The 22,865-nt window shown below is 69.0% G+C and carries 24 protein-coding genes; 13 read left to right on the top strand and 11 right to left on the bottom strand.

Features of this window, described 5'->3' with window-relative positions:
* Window positions 1–17: 17 nt before the first annotated feature.
* Entirely contained in the window at window positions 18–1,655 is a 1,638-nt protein-coding gene (locus AC1DKV_RS17000) for an acyl-CoA synthetase (protein ID WP_477137659.1), read from the bottom strand.
* 149 nt (window positions 1,656–1,804) lie between these two features.
* Between AC1DKV_RS17000 and AC1DKV_RS16995 the strand changes: the two genes are divergently transcribed.
* Together AC1DKV_RS16995 and AC1DKV_RS16990 are read left to right on the top strand one after the other, a co-directional pair.
* Window positions 1,805–2,551 carry a Crp/Fnr family transcriptional regulator gene (locus AC1DKV_RS16995; protein WP_441619050.1) on the top strand — a complete coding sequence of 249 codons (747 nt, stop codon included), beginning with the start codon at window positions 1,805–1,807 and terminating at the stop codon, window positions 2,549–2,551.
* Window positions 2,552–2,661: 110 nt separating this feature from the next.
* Complete coding sequence (locus AC1DKV_RS16990; protein ID WP_441619048.1) at window positions 2,662–3,294, top strand: AraC family transcriptional regulator; 633 nt, start codon at window positions 2,662–2,664, stop codon at window positions 3,292–3,294.
* 70 nt (window positions 3,295–3,364) lie between these two features.
* On the opposite strand, the gene AC1DKV_RS16985 is transcribed toward AC1DKV_RS16990, so the two are convergent.
* The gene (locus tag AC1DKV_RS16985; protein WP_441619046.1) at window positions 3,365–3,736 is read right to left on the bottom strand and encodes a BON domain-containing protein; all 372 of its coding nucleotides are present in this window, start codon (window positions 3,734–3,736) and stop codon (window positions 3,365–3,367) included.
* 552 nt (window positions 3,737–4,288) lie between these two features.
* Between AC1DKV_RS16985 and AC1DKV_RS16980 the strand changes: the two genes are divergently transcribed.
* Window positions 4,289–4,528 carry a hypothetical protein gene (locus tag AC1DKV_RS16980; RefSeq protein ID WP_441619044.1) on the top strand — a complete coding sequence of 80 codons (240 nt, stop codon included), beginning with the start codon at window positions 4,289–4,291 and terminating at the stop codon, window positions 4,526–4,528.
* Between the two features lie 142 nt (window positions 4,529–4,670).
* On the opposite strand, the gene AC1DKV_RS16975 is transcribed toward AC1DKV_RS16980, so the two are convergent.
* Complete coding sequence (locus AC1DKV_RS16975) at window positions 4,671–4,946, bottom strand: hypothetical protein (protein WP_441619043.1); 276 nt, start codon at window positions 4,944–4,946, stop codon at window positions 4,671–4,673.
* A 95-nt stretch (window positions 4,947–5,041) separates the two neighbouring features.
* A complete protein-coding gene (locus tag AC1DKV_RS16970) occupies window positions 5,042–5,611 on the bottom strand; it encodes a TetR/AcrR family transcriptional regulator (RefSeq protein WP_441619041.1) in 570 nt (189 codons plus the stop codon).
* Between the two features lie 112 nt (window positions 5,612–5,723).
* Between AC1DKV_RS16970 and AC1DKV_RS16965 the strand changes: the two genes are divergently transcribed.
* Window positions 5,724–6,512, top strand: a complete 789-nt coding sequence (locus AC1DKV_RS16965) for an SDR family NAD(P)-dependent oxidoreductase (protein ID WP_477137658.1) — start codon at window positions 5,724–5,726, stop codon at window positions 6,510–6,512.
* Window positions 6,513–6,596: 84 nt separating this feature from the next.
* Here the strand turns inward: AC1DKV_RS16965 and hpaH are convergent, their stop codons facing one another.
* The 7 genes from hpaH to AC1DKV_RS16930 all read right to left on the bottom strand — a co-directional run bounded on the left by hpaH (window position 6,597) and on the right by AC1DKV_RS16930 (window position 12,201).
* Entirely contained in the window at window positions 6,597–7,400 is an 804-nt protein-coding gene (gene hpaH / locus AC1DKV_RS16960) for a 2-oxo-hept-4-ene-1,7-dioate hydratase (RefSeq protein ID WP_477137657.1), read from the bottom strand.
* 49 nt (window positions 7,401–7,449) lie between these two features.
* Window positions 7,450–7,842, bottom strand: a complete 393-nt coding sequence (locus tag AC1DKV_RS16955) for a 5-carboxymethyl-2-hydroxymuconate Delta-isomerase (protein WP_441619035.1) — start codon at window positions 7,840–7,842, stop codon at window positions 7,450–7,452.
* Between the two features lie 54 nt (window positions 7,843–7,896).
* The gene (gene hpaD / locus AC1DKV_RS16950; protein ID WP_441619034.1) at window positions 7,897–8,745 is read right to left on the bottom strand and encodes a 3,4-dihydroxyphenylacetate 2,3-dioxygenase; all 849 of its coding nucleotides are present in this window, start codon (window positions 8,743–8,745) and stop codon (window positions 7,897–7,899) included.
* Between the two features lie 63 nt (window positions 8,746–8,808).
* Window positions 8,809–10,269: a 5-carboxymethyl-2-hydroxymuconate semialdehyde dehydrogenase gene (gene hpaE, locus AC1DKV_RS16945; protein WP_477137656.1), complete on the bottom strand. Its 1,461-nt coding sequence runs from the start codon at window positions 10,267–10,269 to the stop codon at window positions 8,809–8,811.
* Between the two features lie 41 nt (window positions 10,270–10,310).
* Window positions 10,311–11,072, bottom strand: coding sequence for a fumarylacetoacetate hydrolase family protein (locus AC1DKV_RS16940; protein WP_477137655.1), 762 nt, complete (start codon window positions 11,070–11,072; stop codon window positions 10,311–10,313).
* Window positions 11,069–11,734, bottom strand: coding sequence for a fumarylacetoacetate hydrolase family protein (locus AC1DKV_RS16935; protein WP_477137709.1), 666 nt, complete (start codon window positions 11,732–11,734; stop codon window positions 11,069–11,071). The genes AC1DKV_RS16940 and AC1DKV_RS16935 overlap by 4 nt, the downstream gene beginning before the upstream one ends.
* 236 nt (window positions 11,735–11,970) lie before the next feature.
* The gene (locus AC1DKV_RS16930; protein ID WP_441619028.1) at window positions 11,971–12,201 is read right to left on the bottom strand and encodes a hypothetical protein; all 231 of its coding nucleotides are present in this window, start codon (window positions 12,199–12,201) and stop codon (window positions 11,971–11,973) included.
* A gap of 64 nt (window positions 12,202–12,265) precedes the next feature.
* Here AC1DKV_RS16930 and AC1DKV_RS16925 point away from each other — a divergent pair, with 64 nt between their 5' ends.
* From AC1DKV_RS16925 to AC1DKV_RS16885, 9 genes are all read left to right on the top strand, one after another.
* Window positions 12,266–13,327, top strand: a complete 1,062-nt coding sequence (locus AC1DKV_RS16925; RefSeq protein WP_441619026.1) for a substrate-binding domain-containing protein — start codon at window positions 12,266–12,268, stop codon at window positions 13,325–13,327.
* Window positions 13,328–13,402: 75 nt separating this feature from the next.
* The gene (locus AC1DKV_RS16920) at window positions 13,403–14,425 is read left to right on the top strand and encodes an ABC transporter substrate-binding protein (protein ID WP_477137654.1); all 1,023 of its coding nucleotides are present in this window, start codon (window positions 13,403–13,405) and stop codon (window positions 14,423–14,425) included.
* 149 nt (window positions 14,426–14,574) lie between these two features.
* Entirely contained in the window at window positions 14,575–15,390 is an 816-nt protein-coding gene (locus tag AC1DKV_RS16915; protein WP_441619024.1) for an ABC transporter permease, read from the top strand.
* A gap of 14 nt (window positions 15,391–15,404) precedes the next feature.
* Window positions 15,405–16,286 (top strand): ABC transporter permease, encoded by an 882-nt coding sequence (locus AC1DKV_RS16910; protein ID WP_477137708.1) that lies wholly within the window; start codon window positions 15,405–15,407, stop codon window positions 16,284–16,286.
* Window positions 16,279–17,343 (top strand): ABC transporter ATP-binding protein, encoded by a 1,065-nt coding sequence (locus tag AC1DKV_RS16905; protein ID WP_477137653.1) that lies wholly within the window; start codon window positions 16,279–16,281, stop codon window positions 17,341–17,343. The genes AC1DKV_RS16910 and AC1DKV_RS16905 overlap by 8 nt, the downstream gene beginning before the upstream one ends.
* Window positions 17,340–18,203, top strand: coding sequence for a phosphodiesterase (locus tag AC1DKV_RS16900; protein ID WP_477137652.1), 864 nt, complete (start codon window positions 17,340–17,342; stop codon window positions 18,201–18,203). Before AC1DKV_RS16905 ends, AC1DKV_RS16900 begins: the two co-directional genes overlap by 4 nt.
* A 459-nt stretch (window positions 18,204–18,662) precedes the next feature.
* Window positions 18,663–19,331 carry a response regulator gene (locus AC1DKV_RS16895; protein ID WP_477137651.1) on the top strand — a complete coding sequence of 223 codons (669 nt, stop codon included), beginning with the start codon at window positions 18,663–18,665 and terminating at the stop codon, window positions 19,329–19,331.
* A 3-nt stretch (window positions 19,332–19,334) separates the two neighbouring features.
* Window positions 19,335–21,155, top strand: coding sequence for an ATP-binding response regulator (locus AC1DKV_RS16890; RefSeq protein WP_477137650.1), 1,821 nt, complete (start codon window positions 19,335–19,337; stop codon window positions 21,153–21,155).
* A gap of 204 nt (window positions 21,156–21,359) precedes the next feature.
* Complete coding sequence (locus AC1DKV_RS16885; protein ID WP_441619014.1) at window positions 21,360–22,808, top strand: aldehyde dehydrogenase family protein; 1,449 nt, start codon at window positions 21,360–21,362, stop codon at window positions 22,806–22,808.
* The last annotated feature ends 57 nt before the right edge of the window (window positions 22,809–22,865 follow it).

Here is a 22,865-nt window from a genome sequence, read left to right as displayed (position 1 = left end):
GGCGCCACCGCGCGTGGCTAGACGTCGATGGCCGTGTMCGACTTGACCTTGCGGCGCAGCTCGAACTTCTGGATCTTGCCCGTCGAAGTCTTGGGCAAGGGCCCGAAATACACGGCCTTGGGCACCTTGAAGCCAGCCAGCAAGGTGCGGCAATGCGCGATCAGTTCCTCGGCCGTGGCGCTGGCGCMGTCTTTCAGCTCGACGAAGGCGCAGGGCGTTTCGCCCCACTTGGCATCCGGCTGCGCCACCACCGCCGCGGCCAGCACGGCCGCATGGCGGTAGAGCGCGTCTTCCACCTCGACGCTGGAGATGTTCTCGCCGCCGGAGATGATGATGTCCTTGCTGCGGTCCTTGATCTTGACGTAGCCGTCCGCCGTGCGCACGCCCAGGTCGCCGGTGTGGAACCATCCGCCGGCGAAGGCTTCGCGCGTGGCCTTCTCGTTCTTGAGATAGCCCTTCATGCAGATATTGCCGCGGAACATGATCTCGCCGATCTCCTCGCCGTCGGCGGCCACTGGCTGCATCGAATCCGGATCGAGCACCGCCACCCCGGCCTGCAAGTGGTAGCGCACGCCCTGGCGGGCCTTGCGGGTGGCGCGGTCTTCCTGCGACAGCGCGGCCCAGTCGTCCTGCTCCGCGCACACCGCGGCCGGGCCATAGGTCTCGGTCAGGCCGTAGACGTGGGTCAGCTCGAAACCCATTTCTTCCATCTGCGCCAGCACCGCCGCGGGCGGCGGCGCACCGGCCACCATGCCGCGCACCGGGCCGCGCAGGCCTTCGCGCCAGGCCGGCGGCGCGTTGACCAGCGCGGTGTGGACGATGGGCGCGGCACAGTAATGGGTMACGCCTTCGTCGCGCATCAGGTCGAACACCAGCTTGGGCTCGAACTTGCGCAGGCACACATTGATGCCGGCGCGCGCGGCGATGGTCCAGGCAAAGCACCACCCGTTGCAGTGGAACATGGGCAACGTCCACAGGTAGACCGCGTGCTTGGGCAGGTCCCACTCGAGGATGTTGGACACGGCATTGATGGCTGCGCCGCGATGGTGGTAGACCACGCCCTTGGGGTCGCCGGTGGTGCCCGAGGTATAGTTCAGGGCGATGGCGTCCCACTCGTCGGCGGGCCATTGCCAGGCGTAGTCGGGATCGCCCGAGGCCAGCAGGGTTTCGTAGTCGGTCTCGCCAAAGCGCGGCGCGTCCTGCGGGCCCAGCGCATCTGCCACCGCCACCACCTTCAGGCCGGGGATTTCGTTGCCGATCTGGCGCGCGAGCTCGGCGAACTCGGTATCGGCCAGCAGCACCTTGGCCTCGCCATGACGCAGCATGAAAACCAGGTTGGCGGCGTCGAGCCGGATGTTCAGCGCATTGAGCACCGCCCCCGCCATCGGCACGCCGAAGTGCGCTTCCACCATGGCCGGCGTGTTGGGCAACAGGACCGCCACCGTATCGCCCCGGCCGATGCCGAGGCCCGCCAGCGCGCTGGCCAGGCGCCGCGCACGAGCGTAGGTCTCGCGCCAGGTCTGGCGCAGCGGGCCATGCACGATGGCCAGGCGCTCGCCATAGACTTCGGCGGCGCGCGCCAGGTAATCGATGGGCGTGAGGGGAACGTGGTTGGCCGGGTTCTTGCCCAGGCCGGTGTCGAAATCGCTTGGCATTGCTTGGTCTCCGCTTGCGCCTGGCGCTGCGGGCGCCGCCGGTCGCTGTTACTTTTTGCAGGGCAAGGCTATCATCCCACACGACAAAGCTTTGTCGTCCGGATGACAGTGCCCCGCCGGGGCGCGCTCTCCGGGTTGAATCCAGATCAATGTCCAGCCATCCACCCGCGTCCTCCCAGCCCGGCCTTCCCGCACCACCCCCCGCTGCCACGCCTGCGTCGCCGGCTGCCTTGCTGTCCAGGCACGAGTGGTACGCCTCGCTCGCGCCKGCCCACCAGGCGCTGGCCGCACGGCAGGTGGTGGTCCAGGACTTCGCCGCGGGCGCCTTCGTGGCGCGCCGGGGCGAGCCGTCGCGCTACTGGATCGGGGTCGAGAACGGACTCATCAAGCTCGCCGTGTATACGCCGGACGGGCGCGGCTGCACCTTCTCCGGCGTGCCGGCCGGCGGCTGGTGCGGCGAAGGCAGCGTCATCAAGCGCGAGGCCCGCCGCTACGACGTGATCGCCATCCGCGACTCGCGCATCGCGCTGGTGCCCGATACGGTGTTCCACACCCTGCTGGCGGAGAGCCTGCCCTTCTCCAGCTTCGTGGTGCGCCAGCTCAACGAACGCATGGGGCAGTTCATCGCAACCGTGCAGAACGACCGGCTGCTGGGTGCGGATGCGCGCGTGGCGCAGGCCATCGCGCAGCTGTTCCATGCTGCGCTCTACCCGCGCACAAGCGCGGTACTGGAGCTTTCCCAGGAAGAAATCGGCCTGCTCACGGGGCTCTCGCGCCAGCGCGTCAACCAGGCATTGCGCCGGCTGGCGGCCGAAGGCATGGTCGATCTTTCCTACCAGAGCATCCGCGTGACCGACCTCGAACGGCTGCGCCACGTCGGGCTGTCGGAGCTGTAGCGCAGGCAATGGCCGGCACGATGATGGTCCGGCGTGCCGCGACACCGTACAATGCCTCTTTTCCCAAGCGGCGCGATACCCGCGCGCCGGTTGCGCCCCCTGAGCTTCGCATGGCCCTTGTCAGCAGCACCGAGCTGCGCTTGTCCCATCTGCGCTTTCCCTTTGCCGTGCACGTGGACGCCCTGCGGGGCAGCGCATGCCTGCGCGATGCCAATGCGCGGCGCGAGGTATCGCCCGGCAAGCCGTTCGTGGTGCCTGCCTTTGCCTATTTCGATTGCGATTTCCTGCCCAGGACCGGACGCGACACGGCGCTCGTGCTGCGCGCGGTGCCTGATGCGGCCTGCCCGCGCGACCATGGCGCCACCGGGAAATACTGGTCGCGTGCGCTGGCTGGCGCGATGTTCGAGCTGCCGCGGCTGCCGTGGAATGCCGCGCTGGTGTCGGAACGGTGGCAGGTAGCGCCAAGGCTGGTGCGCGCCCGCCTGTTTGCCGAGGGCGAGGCGCTGCGGGTACTGTTGCGCGAGCAGCGCGTAGCGCACGCGCTATACCTGCTGGCTACCGGCCGGCGCATCCCCGGCGACAGGCTGGCGCGTCAGGCCGGCCTCGCGCATGCAAGTGCGCTGGCGAGCGCCTGCGCCAATACCGTGGGCCCCGGCGCGGTCCGGCTGCTCAATGAAAACCTGCCGGAATCCATGCGGGCGAGCACGGCCTTCACCCTGACGGGCATCAATCTCGCGGCGTAGTGCCCGTGCCATGGCCCGAGCCCGTCCGGCGCCGGGCGTCGGGCTCCGGGCGCCTGCGCCCGACTGGCGGCTACCTGGTGACCACCTGCAGGGAGTTCGAGACCGACGCCACGCCATCCACGTTGCGCGCGGTCTGCGCGGCAAGCGTGCGCTGGTCTTCCGAAGGCACCACGCCGTCCAGCGACACTACGCCGTCCCGGGTCTTGACGTGAATGCCGGTGGACTTCAGGCCCTTTGCGGCCAGCAGTTCCGCCTTGACCTTGGTGGTCACGGCGCTGTCGCTCATCTTCTGCCTGGCGCTGCTGGTTTCGGGATGGCCCGTCATACCCGGCGCGCTGTTTGCCGCAGGCGCAGTGTCCGTGGCGGTGGCGGCCTGGGCGGCGCCGGCGGCTGCCAGCAGCGCAGCGAGGCAAACGGCGCGAAACGTCTCATGTGTGTTCATGGCGATCTCCTGATGATKGTTCGATGGCTCCGATGATTGCGCAGGGAGCCGGAAGGAACAGAAAGGCCTGGCATCCACGTCCGCGCGTCGCTGGACGCGTGCCGTGTGCTGGCTTCTGCATACTCTCCCGCAAGGACMGTTCCGGGACAGGCACGCGCGGCGCCCCCATGCCGCCGCAAGGAGAGACGCCCGGCCAGCGCGTCCGGCAGCGCTGGCCGGGCGCGCTGGCCGGTGCCGCAAGCGAACCGGCGGTGCGGCCCCTGCGGCGCCTGTAAATAAATGACGGGCTTGTAAAAAACGCCGGGTGGATGGCGCCAACTCATGCCGCGCCGCGCCGGCGCATATGCGGCGCCATCGACTTCCACGGGGTCGGGCGGTCTCTGCCGGTGCGCGCGGATCGATGCGCCAGGGCGCTGGGGCCCTTGCCTGGCAGGCCCTGGCGGGTACGCGCGCCATACCGGGATGCGCCATGCGCAGCAGCCGCCACCGTGCGTGGCACGCGCCTTGCGCCCATGCCATAACGCGGCATTCCGCCGCGCCATGGAGAGCACGATGGGACAGCAACAGCAACCCGGCCAAGGCCAGCAAGACCAGGACAAGCAACAGCAGCAGTCTGGTCAACAGGGCCAGCAGTCCGGAGGCCAGGACCAGAAGGGCGGCCAGCAGCAGCAACAGGATCGCGGCCAGGGCCAGCAAGGCCAGCAGGGCCAGAAGACCGATCAGGCCGGTCAGCAGAACCAGCAAGGCCAGAAGAGCGGCCAGCAAGGTGGGCAGCAAGGCGGACAGCGCTGACAGCCTGCTTTGACGAGCGCGGCACCTCACGGCGCCGCCAGCCGCCTCCGCGCGCAAGCGTGGAGGCGGCTTTGTTCTGGGAAATATCTTGAGAGTCGTCTTGTAGCGGTCCCCGGGCACGCCTGTCCGGGGACCGCTACGTCTACTTCTGCCCGCCGGCGCGCTTGCCGCGCGTGGCGTAGAGATCGGTGTCTTCCAGCCCGCGCTCGATATCGCGACCGGCCTGCTCCACCTCCTTGCGCGGGCCGCTGCGCTGGCTGTGATGGCTTTCGTCGTGTTCGTGCGGCAGGCGCGGCTGGGGTTCGCCCTGCTGGTCCTGCGCGCGCGTGGCGGTGCCAGTGCGGCCGGGCACCGGCTGGTCATCGGGCCGGACGGCCCTGCTGTCTTCCTTGTGTTCCTTGCGGGGCGTCGAATGCATGGCTGTCTCCTCCGGGATCGCCGCCGGCGGCGGCGCGATCCGGTACTGCCGCAATCGCCATGCCAGTCCCGGGCGCCGGTTGCGCCCCTTGCCGCTCAGGTGTCGGGTCCGGCCGCCGGCTTGCCTTTGCCGCGGATCCAGGCGTGGGTCTGCGCCAGGATCTCGTCGGACAGGTCCGGGTCGTCGACCAGGCGCGCCAGGATCACGGCGCCCAGCATGGCCGACCAGTTGCCGATCGCGGCCTGGCGTGCCTGGGCCGCGTTGCCACCCGGCGCGCTTTCGCCGAACCGCTCGAACTGGCGCCGTAGCGCAGCCGTCATTGCCGCCCGCGCTTCCGGCGCCTGGCGGATGGTTTCCGCGGCAAGGGCAGCCGTCGGGCACCCGCCCGCGAGGTCGTCGCGGTGGCTCGGCGCAAGGTAATCGGCGACATAGCGGGCCACGTCGACCTCGCCCTGGGCCCCGGCAGCCATGACATGCGCCAGCGTCTGGGCGATCAGGTCGTCCTTGGACTTGAAGTACCCGTAGAAGCCGCCATGCGTCAGGCCGGCAGCCTTCATCACTTCCGCCACCGTCACGGCCTCGAAGCCGAGCGAGCGGAACAGGCGGCTGGCCGCCTCCAGGATCCTCTGCCGGTTAGCGGCAACCTGCTCGCGACTGACCTTCATCTGATTCTCTCCATCATCGCTTGACATTATACATGACGTACATCATGATTCCATTCATGACGGCCGTCATGAATACGCGAGCAAACGTACCGACATCCTGAAGGGGAACAGCATGACCACAAAGCCCAGCGTCCTGATTACCGGCGCATCCACTGGCATCGGCGCCGTCTATGCCGACCGGTTCGCCAGGCGCGGACATAACCTTGTGCTGGTAGCGCGCGACCGCGCCCGCATGGAAGCCATCGCGCAGACGTTGCGCAGCGAAACCGGTGTCACCATCGATATCCTCCAGGCAGACCTGACCAGGCCGGCGGAGCTGGYCCAGGTCGAGGCACGGCTGCGCGACGACGCCCGCATCGGCGTCCTGGTMAACAATGCCGGCGCTAGTGCTGCCGGCGGCTTTGCCGATCAGAGCCCGGATGACGTGGCCGCGGTCATCAACCTCAACACCACGGCGCTGACGCGTCTTGCCAGCGCMGTCACGCCCCGCTTCGTCCAGGCCGGCGGCGGCGCCATCATCAACATCGGCTCGGTCGTGGGACTTGCGCCCGAATTCGGCCTGACGGTCTATGGCGCGACCAAGGCCTTCGTGCTTTTCCTGACCCAGGGTCTTCACCTCGAGCTCGGGCCAAAGGGCATCTACGTGCAGGCCGTGCTGCCATCGGCCACCCGCACGGAAATCTGGGCGCGCTCGGGCAAGGATGTGAACAGCCTCGCGGCCGTCATGGAAGTGGATGAACTGGTGGATGCGGCACTCGTCGGCTACGACCGCCGCGAAACCGTCACGATCCCGCCGTTGCCGGACGTGGGGCAATGGAACGCTTACGAAGCCGCCCGGCTCGCCATGTTCCCGAATTTCGCGCAGGTCCATGCCGCCGAGCGGTACCGCAACGTCTCCTGAGCCTGCCTGGTAGCCCGGTAGCCCGGGCCAGTCCGGCGCGATCCGGGCGCGGCCCGAGATCGGCCCGGCACCCGCGCCGCGCCGCTACGCGAAATGGCAGGCGACGGTGCCCAGCGCGCCATAGTCCACCTGGAAGGTATCGCCCGGGCTGGCAGCCACCGGCCGCGTGAACGAGCCGCCGAGGATGACCTCGCCCGCTTCCAGCCCCACGCCGAACGGATGGAGCTTGTTGGCCAGCCAGGCCACGCCATTGGCCGGATGGTTGAGCACGCCGGCCGCCACGCCGGTTTCCTCGATCACGCCGTTGCGCGACATGATGGCCGAGACCCAGCGCAGGTCCACGTCGAACGGGCGCACCGGGCGGCCGCCCATCACCACGCCTGCGTTGGCGGCGTTGTCGGCAATGGTGTCGAAGACCTTGCGCGGGCGCTTGCTTTCGGGGTCGATCGAATGGCTGCGCGCGTCGATGATCTCCAGCGCGGGGATGACGTAGGCGGTGGCGTCGTAGACATCGAACAGCGTGCAGTGCGGCCCCTTGAGCGGCTTGCCCAGCACGAAGGCCAGTTCCACCTCCACCCGCGGCACGATGAAGCGCCCCGGCGCAATGGTGGCGCCGTCCTGGAAGAACATGTCGTCGAGCAACGTGCCGTAGTCGGGTTCTTCGATCTGCGACGACATCTGCATCGCGCGCGAGGTCAGGCCGATCTTGTGGCCCTTGACGGTGCGGCCCTGCGCCAGCTTGTGCGCCACCCATTCGCGCTGGATGGCATAGGCGTCTTCGATGGTGATGTCGGGATGGTCCAGCGAAATCTGCCGGATCTGCGTGCGCGATTGTTCGGCGCCGTCCAGGCGCCGGGCGATCTGGCCGATCAGCTCAGGGMTGAGCATAGGGTCTCCGTGGGGTCGTGGTAGCGTGTCTGGTGACCGGGCGCGAATATCAGCCGGCCTTCCTGAAGCGGGCATGCACGTTGTTGTGCTTGTAGGTGCCGCCTTCGTTGAACTCGACGAGCTCCATCGACAGCGCCAGGTAACGCCGCGCGTAGAGTTCGGCGAAGTGCGCCTTGACCGCATCGAACAGCGCGTCGCACGCCTTTTTCCTGACGGCCTCGTCACGCCCCGCGCCGATCTTGAGCGTGATGTGGACGAAGGCATAGTCCGCCTCGCCATCGGCCATGCGGTAGTCGCTCAGCGCCAGCGCGCGCGAACGGATGCCGCCGATGGGGAAGGCGCCGTCCTGCGCGATCAGTACGTCGTTGAGGGTCTTGAGCAGCGCCGGCACGCGCGCCTCGGCGCGGATATTGTCGGTGTACTCGACGATGATGTGGGGCATGCAGTGCCTCGCTTCGTGGATGGTGCGCCCGGGGACGCAGTTCAGGGGCGCCGCTCAGCGCACGGGAAAGACCGCGTTGATCTGCCCGGTGCCCGAACTGGTGAAGTAGTCGGTGACGATCTCGGCCGGACGGTCGTACGCATCCCAGCCCAGCAGGCCGAGCAGCATGGCGGTATCGTGCATGCCGCCTTCGCCGATGCAATGCTCGTTGTACTCGGGCAGCATGCGGCAGAAGGTGGCCCAGTCGCCCTGCTTCCACAACTCCACCACGCGCAGGTCCACCTGCCTGAAGAACTCGCGGCTGATCTGGTGGATGCTTTCTTCCGGACTGTTGTTGTCGTTGAAGCGGTGCGACAGCGAACCGCTGGCGAGAAAAGCCACGTTGGCATCGCTGGCCTCGATGGCCTCGCGCAGCGCGGCGCCGAACCGACGGCTCTCGTCGAGCTGGTGCCATGCGCACCATGCCGCGATGGACACCACCTTGAAATGCCGGTCGGCATTCATGTAGCGCATCGGCACCAGCGTGCCGTACTCCAGCTCCAGGCTGGCGATCTCGTGCGCGCGCGTCATCACGCCGTGTTCGCAGGCGGTCTGCGCGATCAGGCGGCCCAGGGCCGGATTGCCGTCATAGGCATAGGCCATGTCCTTGATGAAGTGCGGCAGCTCGTTGCTGGTGTACACGCCCTCGAACCGCGCGTTGCAGTTGACGTGGTAGCCCGCGTTGACCAGCCAGTGCACGTCGGCCACCACGATGGTGTCCACGCCCAGCTCGCGGCAGCGCCGGCCGATCTCGCGGTGCCCGGCGATCGCCGCCTCGCGGCAGCCGTGATGCTTGCCGGGCAGTTCGGACAGGTACATCGACGGCACGTGCGTGACCTTGGCGGCGAGCGATAGCTTGCCCATGGCGGTGTCTCCTTGGTTCTGGTTGGCACCGGCATGCATGCCGGCGCTCTCGCTTTGCTGCCCTCAGACTCCCCAGCGGGGAATGTGATGGTCCCCCATCGAAATGCAGACGTTCTTGACCTCGGCGAACACCTCGAAGCTGAACTCGCCACCCTCGCGCCCGGTGCCGGACGCCTTGGTGCCGCCGAAGGGCTGGCGCAGGTCGCGCACGTTCTGGCTGTTGACGAAGACCATGCCGGCCTCGATGCCGCGCGCCAGGCGATGCACCTTGCCCACGTCCTGCGTCCAGATGTAGGAGGCCAGRCCGTACTCGGTATCGTTGGCCATGGCCAGGCCGTCGTCCTCGTCCTTGAACGGGATCAGGCAGGCTACCGGCCCGAAGATCTCTTCCTGTGCCACGCGCATGTGGTTCTCCACATTGGCGAGCACGGTCGGCTGCACGAAGTTGCCGTTGCGCAGGTACGCGGGCAGGTCGGCAGGCCGCTCCGCCCCGCCGGCCAKGACGGTGGCGCCTTCCTGCTCGCCCAGGCGGATATAGCCCGTCACCTTGTCCCAGTGCTGGCGCGTGATCATGGCGCCCACGTGGGTCTGCTCGCTGGTGGGATCGCCCACGCGCAGGCGCTTGGCGCGCTCGGCGAACTTGCGCGTGAAGTCGTCGTAGACGGTTTCCTGCACGAAGATGCGCGAGCCGGCGGTGCAGCGCTCGCCATTGATCKAGAAGATGGTGAACAGCGCGGCGTCGAGCGCGCGCTCCAGGTCGGCGTCGTCGAACACCAGCACCGGCGACTTGCCGCCCAGCTCCATCGAGAACTTCTTGAGCCCGGCACGTTCGATGATGCGCTTGCCCGTCACGGTGCCGCCGGTGAAGGACACCGCCCGCACATCGGGATGGCGCACCAGCGCGTCGCCCGCGGTGGCGCCGTAGCCCTGCACCACGTTGAGGACCCCGGCGGGCACGCCGGCCTCCAGCGCCAGCATGCCGAGCTGGTCGGCGCTCAGCGGCGACAGCTCCGACATCTTCAGCACCGCGGTATTGCCCAGCGCCAGGCACGGCGCGACCTTCCAGGTGGCGGTCATGAAGGGCACGTTCCACGGCGAGATCAGCGCGCACACGCCTACCGGCTGGTAGAGCGTGTAGTTGAGCATCTGGTCGTCCACCGGGTAAGTGCGGCCGTTCATCTGCACGCAGACTTCGGCAAAGAAATTGAAGTTCTCGGCCGCGCGCGGGATCAGCTGCTTGCCGGTCTGCGCGATCGGCAGKCCGGTGTCCTGGGTTTCCAGCGCCGCCAGTTGCGGCACGTGCTGGGTGATCAGGTCCGCCAGGCGCCGCATGATGCGGGCGCGGTCCCTGGCCGGCGTGCCGGCCCACCTGGGGAAGGCCGCCTTGGCGGCGGCCACGGCGGCATTGACCTCGGCCTCGCCGCCGGCGGCCACGGTGGCGATCTCCTCGCCGGTGGCCGGGTTCCAGGTGACGAAGGTGTCCTGGCTGCCGACCTGCTTACCGTCGATCCAGTGCTTGATCATGTCTGCTGTMTCCGTAGTGGCGCGCGTCGTTGCGCGCGGCCTTACTCGTTGCGGTATTCGCTGGCGCTGGCGATGGTGTTGACCAGCCGCCCCACGCCTTCGATCTCGGTGACCACCTCGTCGCCCGGCTGCGTATCGGCCAGGCCCTCGGGCGTGCCGGTGAGGATGATGTCGCCCGCCTCGAGCGTCATGAAGCTGCTCAGGTACTCGATCAGCCACGGGATGCCGAAGATCATGTCGCGGGTATTGCCGTCMTGGGTCAGCTTGCCGTTGACGGTGGTGCGCAACGCCAGGTTCATCGGGTCCGGCACGTCGTCGCGGTCCACCAGCCAGGGCCCGAGCGGCGTACAGGTGTCGCGGTTCTTCACCCGCAGGTTGGGGCGGTAGTAGTTCTCCAGGTAGTCGCGGATGGCGTAGTCGTTGGCCACGGTGTAGCCGCGCACATGGTCGTAGGCCTGCGCGGCCCTGACGCCGCGCGCGGTGCGGCCGATGACCACCGCCAGCTCGCACTCGTAGTGCATGTACTTCACGCCTTCGGGCCGCACCGTGCGGCCGCGGTGGCCGATAAAGGTGCCCGGCCCCTTGAGGAAGACCAGCGGCTCGTCCGGCGCCTTGAAGGCCAGCTCGCGCGCATGATCGGCATAGTTCAGCCCGAGCGCGAAGGTGGTGCGCGGCGCCACGGGAGGCAGCCAGACCACCGTGTCTTCGCGCACGATGCGCCCGTCGTCCAGCCGCAGCAGTCCGTCGCCGGCCGGCTGCGCGCCGTGCACCAGTCCATCGCAGGCCACGCGTGCGGTTCTCATGCGCCCTCTCCMCGTGCGGCCACGACACGGTGGCGCAGGCAGCCCACCCCCTCGATCTCGATCTCCACCGCATCGCCGGCCCGCGCCAGCGGCGCGCCTTCGGGCACGCCCGCGAGCAGCACGTCGCCCGGCTCCAGCGACATGAAGGCGGTGACGTCCGCCAGCAGCCGCGCCACGGGGCGTAGCAGGTTGACGGTACTGTTGCGCTGGCGTTCCTCGCCGTTGATGCGCACCACCATGGCACGCGCGTCCGGATTGCCGGCCTGCTCGCGCGCCGTCACCCACGGGCCGACGGGGCAGTAGCCATCGCGGCATTTGTGGCGCACTGCCGGGCGGTAATAGCTGGCGTGCGGCACGCTGACGTCCGATACCACCGTATAGCCGGCGATATAGTCCGCCGCGCGGGCCGGATCCACGCGCGTGGCGCGCCGGCCGATCACGATGCCCAGCGCCGCGCCGATTTCCAGCGTGTCCTGCCCAGGCGGCAGCATGACTTCGCTGCCGTGGGCGGCCAGCGTGTTGGCTGGCTTGATGTAGAGAATGGGTGCCGACGGCGGCGCCTGGTACGGCGCGGCGTTGACGCTGTCGCMCAGGGCCGCCAGCGCGCCCCTGAAGTTGAGCAGCGTGCCGTAGACGGTGCCGGTGACGGCGGGCTGCCACATGAATTCGCCTTCGCGCAGGGTCCGCACGCCGTCGTGCGGCAACTGCATGGCGCCGTCCACCGGCATGGCGCGCACCGGCAGGCCGCCGGCGGCGATTCTGGCGATTCTGCCTTCTCGCATCGTGCTCCTCTCTGGTTGCGTCCGCGCCTGCCTTGCGCGGCGGGCGGATCGATGACGGCAGCGTGTACTGGGGCCGCCACCTGTAATTAACATGTTAATAAGATTGCGCCCGCCTTTCAAGTGCTTTCTGGCCCCGCGGCGATCGCCGCCGCAGGGCGTGGCAAGGATTGCCCCCCGCAACTCCGGCAGGCGTCCTGGCAACTTGTCATCGTGCTGTCACGCACCATCTCCACAATCCGCTGCTGTACCGGGTTATCGCCTTGCGGACGCAGGATTTCCTCATGCGCCGCAGCATCACAAAGGCTTGCTGCCCGATTTTTTTGCGCCTTGAATGAAAACGTTTTCATTTCTGCAGCCCATCTTCTGGAAGGGGTCTTCGGCCGCCGCCAGAACCAGACCGGACCCATCAACGTGAACCGTAGCCAGGACCGCAGCCACGCCACCCCGCAAGACGCCGCCACCCTCCTGGATGTGGCGCAGGCGGCCGGCGTGTCGCTGGCCACGGCCTCCCGCGCCTTCAACAGCCCGGACCTGGTGCGCGCGGGCACCGTGCAGCGCGTGATGGACGCCGCGCTGCGGCTGAGTTTCCGCCCCAACCTGCTCGGCAGCAAGCTGCGCGCGCAGCAAAGCCGCATGATCGGCGTGATGCTGCCCACGCTGGAAAACGCCGTGTTCGCCGACTGCTGGCGCGGCATCGAGGACGCCGCGCTCGCCGCGGGCTATTCGCTGATGCTGGTGACCAGCGCCTACGATCCGGCGCGCGAGCGCGAACGCATCGAGTACCTGCTGCGCCATCGCGTGGACGGCATGGTGCTGACGGTGGCCGATGCCGCGCGCAGCGCCGTGCTGGACCAGCTCGACGCCGAAGGCGTGCCCTATGTGCTGGCCTACAACCAGGCCGCGCCGCGCGGCCGGCGCTACTCGGTCTCGGTGGACAACCGCGGCAGCGCACGCGAAGGCGTGGAAGCCCTAATCGCCGCCGGGCACCGCCGCATCCGCGTCGTCTCCGGCGCCTTCGTCGCGTCCGACCGCGCCCGCCAGCGCTTCGACGGCTATCGCGACGCCATGCGCGCGCATGGCCTGGAGCCCGCCCCGCCGCTGTGCCTGCCGTCCCATACCGCCAGCAACGCCGGGCAGATCAGCGCACTGGCCACGGGCCCGGATGCGCCCACCGCCTTCTTCTGCACCAACGACCTGCTGGCCATCGGCGTGATCTCCGATCTCAAGCGCATCGGCCTGCGCGTGCCGCGCGATATCTCGGTGCTGGGCTACGACGGCATCGCGCTCGGCGCGCTGGTGGAGCCGCCGCTGGCCTCCGTGGTGCAGCCCAATGCCGAGATCGGCGCGCGCGCCGTGGCCGGCCTGCTCGTGCGCTTCGATCCCGCCGGCGCGGCGCGCGAAGCCGGTAACGAACGCATCACGCTGCTGCCGCATGCCCTGCGCCTGGGCGGCACGGTCGCCGCGCCGGCGTGAGGCGGCTGTCCCGCCGCCATGAGACCCAGCCTTTCCCCCCAGCCCCAGCCCCAGTCCGTAACCAAGGAGTTCACCATGCAAGCAAGCCGTTCCTGGCACAAACCGCTACGCTGGATCGCCGTCGCGCTCGGCGCCGCCGCCTTCAGCCAGGGCGTGGCCGCGCAAACCGCGATCTGCTACAACTGCCCGCCCGAATGGGCCGACTGGGCCGCGCAGATCCGCGCCATMAAGGAAAAGACCGGCGTCACGGTCCCGCATGACAACAAGAATTCCGGACAGTCGCTCGCGCAGCTGGTGGCGGAGAAAGCCAGCCCGGTGGCCGACGTGGTGTACTACGGCGTGACCTTCGGCATCCAGGCCAAGAAGGACKGCGTCACCGCCGCCTACAAGCCCGCGMACTGGAACGACATCCCCGACGGCCTCAAGGAYCCGCAAGGCAACTGGTTCGCCATCCATTCCGGCACGCTKGGMTTCATGGTCAACGTGGATGCSCTGCGCGGCAAGCCCGTRCCGCAATCCTGGGCCGACCTGCTCAAGCMSGARTACAAGGGGCTGATCGGCTACCTCGACCCCGCCAGCGCCTTCGTCGGCTATGTCGGCGCGGTCGCCGTGAACCAGGCCATGGGTGGCACGATGGAAAACTTCGGGCCCGCCTTCAAGTACTTCCGCGACCTGCAGAAGAACCAGCCCATCGTGCCCAAGCAGACCGCCTACGCGCGCGTGCTGTCCGGCGAGATCCCCATCCTGCTGGACTACGATTTCAACGCCTATCGCGCCCGCTACAAGGACAGCGCCAACGTGGCCTTCGTGATTCCGAAGGAAGGCACGGTGGTGGTGCCCTACGTGATGAGCCTGGTGAACAAGGCGCCGCACGATGCCGAAGGCCGCAAGGTGCTGGACTTCGTGCTGTCCGACGCGGGCCAGGCGCTGTGGGCCAATGCCTACCTGCGCCCCGTGCGCAGCGCCGGCATCCCGAAGGAAGTGCAGGCCAAGTTCCTGCCGGCGGCCGACTATGCACGCGCCAAGCCCGTGGATTTCGCCAGGATGGCGGATGCGCAGAAGGGGTTCAGCGAGACCTACCTGAAGGAAGTCCGGTGATCTGAAGCGTGGCCGGGGGCGAGTCTGCCGACCCGCCCCGGGCCGCGCTGCCGTGCACGCCCGGCCTTCCGCACGAATCTCGCACGACCCCCGCGCCAACCCTGCATCAAACCCGCTTCAACCATGCTTCCATCGGCGAGAACCTCATCATGAAGAAGCCGCTTCCTCTTCTCCTCTTCGCCCTGCCCGCGCTGATCGTCTTCCTCGCCTTCTTCTGCCTGCCGATGGCAAGGCTGATCGCGGTCAGCGTCAGCGGTGACGCAGGCGCCAGCGTCTACTGGACCGTGCTCACCAGCCAGCGCTACCTGCACAGCCTGCTGGTCACGGTGCTGCTGTCGGCCGCGGTCACGCTGGCCACGCTGGTCATCGCCGGCATCACCGGCACCTTCCTTGAACGCAACGCGGTGCCGGGCAAGAGCCTGCTGGTGGCCATGCTGACCTTCCCGCTGGCCTTCCCGGGCGTGGTGATCGGCTTCATGGTGATCATGCTGGGCGGGCGCAACGGGCTGCTGGCGATGGCGGGCGACTGGCTGGCGGGCGAACGCTGGACTTTTGCCTACGGCCTGATGGGGCTGTTCGTCGGTTATCTGTATTTCTCCATCCCGCGCGTGATCCTGACCGTKATGGCCGCCGTGGCCAAGCTCGACGCTTCGCTGGAAGAAGCCGCGCGCTCGCTGGGCGCGGGACGCTGGCGCGTGGTGCGCGACGTCATGCTGCCCGCGCTGATGCCGGCCATGATCTCGAGCGGAGCGATCTGCTTCGCCACCAGCATGGGCGCGTTCGGCACCGCCTTCACGCTGGCCACGCAGCTCGACGTGCTGCCGCTGACCATCTACAACGAGTTCACCAACTACGCCAACTTCGGCATGGCCGCGGCGTTGTCCGTGCTGCTGGGCACGGTGACATGGGCCCTGCTGGCGCTGGCGCGCTGGTTCTCMGGCGACGCCGTCGCCGCCACTGCCTGAGGAGCGCGCACATGATGCATTCACGACGACGCGGCGGCGCCTACTGGCTGCAGCTTGCCCTGGCGCTGCTGGTCTGCCTGTTCATGGTGGTGCCGGTGGTGCTGTCGGTGCTGGCCGGGCTGACCAACAATATCTTCATCGGCGTGGCCAGCGGCCTGACCACGCGCTGGCTGGTGGAGGTGTGGTCGCTCTACCGCAACACCATTTTCCTGTCGCTCGGCATCGCGCTGGCCTGCCTGGCCTGCACGCTGGTGCTGGGCGTGCMCGCGGCCTACTACATGGCGCTGCGGCGCGGGCGCGTGACGCGCCTGATCGAGGAGTTGCTGATGCTGCCGGTGGCCKTGCCCGGGCTGGCCACGGCGCTCGGCCTGATCCTGCTGTACGGCGGCTGGCAGGCGTTCCGCACCAGCTGGGTGTTCATACTGGTGGGGCATGTGCTGTTCACGCTGCCGTTCATGGTGCGCTCGGTGCTGGCCATCATGTCGGCCATCGATATCCGCACGCTCGAAGACGCTGCCGCCAGCCTGGGGGCGACCCGGCTGCAGCGCTTCTTCACCGTGGTGCTGCCCAATTGCCGCCAGGGCATCCTGGCCGGCGCGCTGATGGTGGTCACGCTGTCGGTGGGCGAGTTCAACCTGACCTGGATGCTGCACACGCCCACCACCCAGACCCTGCCGGTGGGGCTGGCCGACAGCTACGCTTCCATGCGGCTGGAGATCGGCTCGGCCTACACCATCGTGTTCTTCTTCATGATCATTCCGCTGCTGGTGCTGATGCAAGGCGTGAGCGCGCTCGGCGCGCGCGCCCGCAAGCACCGCCTGCCCGCCGGCGATGCCGTGGCCAACGGCCTTGCCGGCACCGATCCGCTCCCCGCTTCCGAGGCCCGCCATGCATGAACCCACTCCCATCACGCTGCGCCACTGCGGCAAGACCTTTGCCGACGGCACGCTGGCGCTGGAGCCGCTCGACCTCGATATCGGCGCGGGCGAGACCCTGGTCCTGCTCGGGCCTTCGGGCTGCGGCAAGACCACCACGCTGCGCATCATCGCCGGGCTGGAATTTCCCGATGCCGGCGGCGTGGTCATGTTCGGCKACAACGACGTGACGACGCTGCCGATCGAGCAGCGCGGCGTGGGCATGGTGTTCCAGAGCTACGCCCTGTTCCCCAACATGACCGTGGCGGAGAACATCGCCTACGGCCTGCGCGTGCGCCGCGTGGACGCCGCCGCGCGCCGCCGCCGGGTGGACGAAATGCTGGCGATGATGCATCTCGGGCCCTTTGCCGAGCGCCGCGTCGACCAGCTCTCCGGCGGCCAGCGCCAGCGCGTGGCACTGGCGCGCGCCATCGCCGTGCAGCCGCGCGTGCTGCTGCTCGACGAGCCGCTGACCGCGCTCGATGCCAAGTTGCGCGACGCGCTGCGCGCCGACATCAACCAGCTGCTGCGCAGCCTGCATATCACCGCGGTCTATGTCACCCACGACCAGGCCGAAGCCATGGCGCTGGGCGACCGCATCATCGTGATGGACCGCGGCCGCATCGCCCAGGCCGGCACCCCGCAGCAGATCTACCGCGCGCCGGCCAATGCCTTCGTGGCGGACTTCATCKGCACCATGAACCGCCTGCCGGCCCAGCGCGAAGGCGGTGCCTGGCGCGTGCCGGGCGGGCTGGTTCCCTGCACCGCCGGCGCGCCCGCCTCCGGCGCCGGGCAGGCCGAGCTGCTGTTCCGCCCCGAAGACGTGGCGCTGGCCCAGCCCGGCGACGCGCACCTGGGCGGCGCGGTCGTGACCGCGCTGTTCCTKGGCAACTACACGCGCCTGCTGGTCGACGTCGGCGCGCCAGCCCCGCTGGTCGTCGACACCACCCGCCGCGACGGCTGGCTGGCGGGCGACCGCGTCGGCCTGCGCCTCGATACCGGCCACCTGATCACGCTTTCGCAAGCCCTCCCCGCATGAACACCCCGAACGACGACACCGCAGGCAGCTACCTGCTCGCCCATATCACCGACCTGCACATCAAGGCGGGCGGCAAGCTCTCCTATCGCATGGTGGATACCGCGGGCGCCCTGCAGCGCTGCATCGACACCCTGCTGGCCGCGCCGCAACGGCCCGACGCGGTGGTCATCACCGGCGACCTGGTGGATTTCGGCACCGAGCAGGAGTACCGCTTCCTGCGCGGCATCCTGGCCGGGCTGCCGCTGCCGGTGCGGCTGCTGCCAGGCAACCACGACCACCGCGCCACGCTGCGCCGCGTGTTCGCCGACCACGATTACCTGTTCGCCAACGGCGACKGCGACGCGCCCGTCCACTACTGCGTGGATGCCGGGCCACTGCGGCTGGTGGCGTTCGACTGCACGGTGCCGGGCAAGCCGGGCGGGCGCGTCGATCCCGCCGCGCTGCCCTGGCTCGACGCGACCCTGGCGGCGGCCCCCGGGCGGCCCACGCTGCTGATGCTGCATCATCCGCCCTTCCATACCGGCATCGGGCACATGGACCAGCAGGGGCTGGAAGGCGCCGGCCTGCTCGAGCCCGTGGTACGCCGCCATGCGCAGGTGGAGCGCGTGCTGTGCGRCCACCTGCACCGGCATATCACGCACCGCTTCGGCGGCACGGTGGCCATGACGGCGCCGGGACCGGCGCATCAGGTCGCGCTCGATATCGACCCGCGCGCGGCGTCGCGCTTTCGCATGGAGCCGCCGGGCTACCTGCTGCACTGGTGGCATCCGGCCCACGGCCTGGTCAGCCACGCCGCGGTGATCGGCGATTTCGGCGCCAGCCATCCATTCTTCGATGCGGCCGGCAAGCTGATCGACTGATCGACTGGTCGACCAGGCGGCTGAACGGCCGGGCATGCCGTGCTTTGCATCTCGCTGGCCCGGCCGGCCCGGCGGACGAAAAAAAGCCCACAGCCGGCTGGTTGTGGGCGAGAAAAGTGGTAGGGGCAAGTCGCGGAAATCACCCACGCACTCATGGTGACAGCCGGGGCCCGGTGGCGAAATAATCTTTACGGACTAGGGCCGCGCGCGGCCAGGCCGCCCCGGCTGCCCGCTGTCCCAGGCCCGGCGCGGGTTGCGGGGCAATCCGGCCGGCGCGATCGAATTGCGTTTCCCCACCAACGAGGGGTAATGGACAGCACTGCGAGAATCGAGTCCAATTMGCCTGCGACATTCGGTATTGTCCTGGCAGTCTTGCGCGCCCGGACGCCGGCTTATCGGGCCGCCTGCTACCCTTTGCATCACCTTGCCTGCCACGGCCGCCGTGCCCCCACAGCCTCAATGCTCAACGCCCATCTGCTGCTGATCGACGACCACACCCTGTTCCGCACCGGCCTGCGCCTGGTGCTGGCKGACAGCCCCAGCGTGGCCGGCATCATCGAGGCGGGCTCGGTCATGGGCGCCGTGCAGGAGCATCGCGGCGCGGCTGTGGATATCATCCTGCTCGATATCCAGATGCCCGGTCTCAATGGCATCGAGGGCGTGAAGGTGTTGCGCCGGCACTTTCCCGCGGCGCGCATCCTGATCGTGTCCGGCACCTCCGGGCTGGAAACCATCCCCCTCGCCGCGCGCAGGGAGATCGCGGGCTTCCTGCCGAAATCGGCCGACAGCGAGGAGATCGAACAGGCCATTGCCAGCGTCCTGCGCGGCGATACCTGGTTCGGCCCCGCTCMGGCCGCCGAGCCGGGCGGCAACCCTCGCAGCGACCCCGGCGGCGGCACCGCCGGGTCCGGCGCCTACCAGCCCAGTTCGCTCACACCGCGCCAGCTCGAGGTACTGGAACAGCTCAGCCTGGGCCGTTCCAACAAGGTCATTGCCCATCACCTGGGCCTCTCGGAGAACACGGTGCGCGTCCACGTGGCGGCCATTCTCGACCACCTGGGGGTGGTCAGCCGCGTCGAGGCGGTGCTGGAGGCGCAGCGCCGCGGCCTGGTCCAGAACGGCAGGTAAGCCATGGTCCTGCTCGTTCCCCGCTATGACGAACCGCGCCTGCTGGCCGCGGAGATGGAACTGATCGACCAGAGCTTCGGCATCGCCATGCTGGGCTGCGCGCTGGCCGGATTTATCCTCGCCCTTGGCCTGAGCATCGGCGGCGGGCATCCCGGCGCCTTTCCATGGGCCGTCGCGCTGGCGGCGGCGTGCGCGCTGGGCCACTTCGGGMGCCGCGCCATCGCCGAGCGCCTGAGCGAGGCCCGGGCCGGGCTCTATGCGCGCGGCATGACGGCCCTGCTGACCGTGATCGGCGGGCTGTGGGGCCTGGCGGCATGGCTCTACATGGACGTCCACTCGCCGGCCACGGTGATCTGCATCCTGTCGCTGATCGCCGGCATGAGCGCGGCGGCGCTGGCGGTGTTCTCGCCGTGCCTGCCGGTGGCGGTGGGTTTCTTCGTGCCGGCCATCGTGCCGGTATGGGCTGTCTTCATCGCCACCGGTGACAGCGCCTACCTGGCGATGTTCCTCGGCGCGCCGCTCTACMTGGCGGTGCTGATGGTCTTTGCGCGCAACTACGCGCGCGTGGCGCGCCATGCCATTGCGCTGCGCTTCGCCAACGTGGAGCTGATCGCGCGGCTGCGCGAGCAGACCGCGCGCGCCGAATCCGCCCAGCACGAGGCCGAGGAAGCCAATCGCGCCAAATCCGTGTTCCTGGCGTCGGCCGGCCATGACCTGCGCCAGCCGCTGCACGCGCTCGGGCTGTTCGTGGTCACGCTGGGCCGCTCAGAGCTGAGCGACAAGCAGCGTCAGCTGCTGGCGCATATCGAAGCCGCGGCCGGCGCCGCGCGCGAGATGCTCAACACCCTGCTGGACTTCTCCAAGGTGGATGCCGGCGTGATCACGCCGCAGCCACGCGCGTTCCGCCTGCAGCCCATGCTGTACAAGCTGGAGAACGAGTTTGCGCCACAGGCCGACGCGCGCGGCCTGTTCTACCGTACCCGCGACACCACCACCACGGTGTTCGCCGACCCCAACCTGGTCGAGCTGATCCTGCGCAACCTGATCGCCAATGCCATCCGCTACACCAACCAGGGCGGCGTGCTGGTGGCATGCCGGCAGCGCCGCGGCTGTGCCGTGCTGGAGGTCTGGGATACCGGCGTGGGCATTCCCATCACGCAGCGCCGCGCGATCTTCAGGGAATTCCACCAGCTCGGCAACCCGKAGCGCGACCAGCGCAAGGGGCTGGGGCTGGGCCTGGCGATCGTGGAAGGCCTGGCGCGCACCATCTCGACCCGCGTGCTGCTGAACTCCCGCCCGGGCCGCRGCTCGGTGTTCCGCTTTGCGCTGCCGCTCACGTCCCAGGCCGCGCAGCCAGCCGATGCCTCCGCGGGCACGCCGGGCACCATGCCGAGCCGGCCCAGCCTGCATGGGCTGCGCGTGCTGGTGCTCGACGATGATCCGGAGATCCGCACCGCGATGACCGCGCTGCTGCAGAGCTGGCAATCGGTCTGCGTGGCGGTGGAATCCGAGAGCGAGGCGCTGGCCGCGCTGGCGGATTTCACGCCGGACCTGCTGCTGGCAGACTACCGCCTGCGCGGCGAGCGCACCGGGCAGGAGGCCATGGAAGCCATCCGCGAGCGCCTCGGGCGCGCCATCCCGACCGTGATCATCACCGGCGACACMGCGCCGGACCGGCTGCGCAACGTGCATGCCGGCGGCGCCGCGCTGCTGCACAAGCCGGTGGTGGCGCAGCACCTGCATACCGCCATGACAGCGCTGTTGAGCGAGTCCGGCTGGCGTCCGGAGATTCCCCGCGCGGCCGGGATGCGGATGCACGGCTGAGCGGCGCKGCCCTGCGCCGCGGCCGACCCCATCGTCGGCCCCCCATTCATGCGATTTTCGTATTAATCAATCCGTCCTATTAATTGGACTTAGGGCCGACGCCCGCCCACACTGCATTGCGTGACAGCAGGCACGGGCGCCCGGCAAGCCGTATCGCTGCGCCCAAGTGCCGCCAGGTTCCACCGACCCACGCGAGGAGCAGCCATGAGCACGCAGCACGAACTGCCAAGACACGACTTGCTGATCGACGGCAAGCGTCTGCCGCCGGGCAGCGGCGAGTATTCCACCGACCTCAACCCGGCCACGGAAGCCCCGATCGCGCTGGTGGCGCAGGGCAGCGCCGCCGACGTCGACCTCGCCGTGGCCGCCGCGCGCGCCGCGCTGAAGGTCTGGAACGGCCTGCGCGCGGCCGAGCGTGGGCGCATCCTGTACCGCTTCGCGGACTTGCTCGAGCGGCACCAGGAAGAACTCATCGCGCTGGAAAGCCTGGACGCCGGCAAGCCCCTGGCTGCCGTGCGCCGCCAGGACATGCCCGCGGTCATCGATACCGTGCGCTACTACGCCGGCTGGGCCGACAAGATCAATGGCCAGGTGGTACCGACGCGCCCCGGCGCGCTGACCTACACCGTGCGCGAGCCGGTCGGCGTGGTGGCGGCCATCGTGCCCTGGAATTTCCCGCTGATGATCGGCATGTGGAAGATCGCCCCGGCGCTGGCCTGCGGCTGCACGCTGATCGTCAAGCCCGCCGAGATCACGCCGCTGACCGCGCTGCGCGTGGGTGAACTGGCGCTCGAAGCCGGCCTGCCGCCCGGCGTGCTGAATATCGTGCCCGGCAAGGGCAGCGTGGTGGGCAATGCGCTGGTGGCGCATCCGGGCATCGACAAGGTGACCTTCACCGGCTCGCCCGGCGTCGGGCGCGGCATCATGCAGGGCGCTGCCGCCAACTTCAAGCGCGTCACGCTGGAACTGGGCGGCAAGTCCGCCAACCTGATCTTCGCCGACGCCAATGTGGACGCCGCGGTGCGCGCCGCCGCCTCCGGCATCTTCTTCAACGCCGGCCAGGTCTGCTCGGCGGGCTCGCGCATCCTGGCCCAGCGCGAGATCTACGACGAAGTGGTGGAGAAGCTCGCCGCGCGCGCCGGCTCGATCCGCGTGGGCGACCCGGCCGCGCCCGACACCGCCATGGGCCCGGTGGTTTCCGCCGCGCAGATGAAGACCGTGCTCGACTACGTGGAGATCGGCAAGCGCGAGGGCGCCACCGCCGTCACCGGCGGCGCGCGGCTGGGCGACAAGGGCTACTTCGTGGCGCCTACCGTGTTCGCCAATGTCGAGCATGAGATGCGCATCTCGCAGGAAGAGATCTTCGGCCCGGTGGCCAGCGTGATCCGCTTCGAAGACGAAGCCGACGCCGTGCGCATCGCCAACGGCACCGCCTTCAGCCTTGCCGCGGGGGTATGGAGCGCGGACATCGGCCGCGTCCACCAGGTGGCCGCCGAACTGCGCGCCGGCACGGTGTGGATCAACACCTATGGCCATACCGACGTGCGCCTGCCCTGGGGCGGCGCCGGCGATTCGGGGCTGGGGCGCGAGCACGGCGACGCGGCCATCGACAATTTCACCGAACCCAAGGCGATCTGGCTGGCGCTGCGCTAATAGCGCGGCGCCCCGGGAAGGCTCCGGCGGCGTTAAGATGGCGGGCGCGCCGCCCGG

It is taken from the genome of Cupriavidus sp. 05T41, assembly GCF_056396525.1.
The sequence above is the reverse complement of the archived record's forward strand: the minus strand, read 5'-3'. Positions and strand labels throughout refer to the sequence as shown.

What these genes read in the sequence shown, in the direction of transcription:
- AC1DKV_RS16990 (WP_441619048.1), top strand. Translation starts at nt 2,662, where the DNA reads ATGGCCCTTGTCAGCAGCACCGAGCTGCGCTTGTCCCATCTGCGCTTT.
- AC1DKV_RS16985 (WP_441619046.1), bottom strand. Translation starts at nt 3,736, where the DNA reads ATGAACACACATGAGACGTTTCGCGCCGTTTGCCTCGCTGCGCTGCTG.
- AC1DKV_RS16980 (WP_441619044.1), top strand. Translation starts at nt 4,289, where the DNA reads ATGGGACAGCAACAGCAACCCGGCCAAGGCCAGCAAGACCAGGACAAG.
- AC1DKV_RS16975 (WP_441619043.1), bottom strand. Translation starts at nt 4,946, where the DNA reads ATGCATTCGACGCCCCGCAAGGAACACAAGGAAGACAGCAGGGCCGTC.
- AC1DKV_RS16970 (WP_441619041.1), bottom strand. Translation starts at nt 5,611, where the DNA reads ATGAAGGTCAGTCGCGAGCAGGTTGCCGCTAACCGGCAGAGGATCCTG.
- AC1DKV_RS16955 (WP_441619035.1), bottom strand. Translation starts at nt 7,842, where the DNA reads ATGCCCCACATCATCGTCGAGTACACCGACAATATCCGCGCCGAGGCG.
- hpaD (WP_441619034.1), bottom strand. Translation starts at nt 8,745, where the DNA reads ATGGGCAAGCTATCGCTCGCCGCCAAGGTCACGCACGTGCCGTCGATG.
- AC1DKV_RS16930 (WP_441619028.1), bottom strand. Translation starts at nt 12,201, where the DNA reads ATGAAAACGTTTTCATTCAAGGCGCAAAAAAATCGGGCAGCAAGCCTT.
- AC1DKV_RS16885 (WP_441619014.1), top strand. Translation starts at nt 21,360, where the DNA reads ATGAGCACGCAGCACGAACTGCCAAGACACGACTTGCTGATCGACGGC.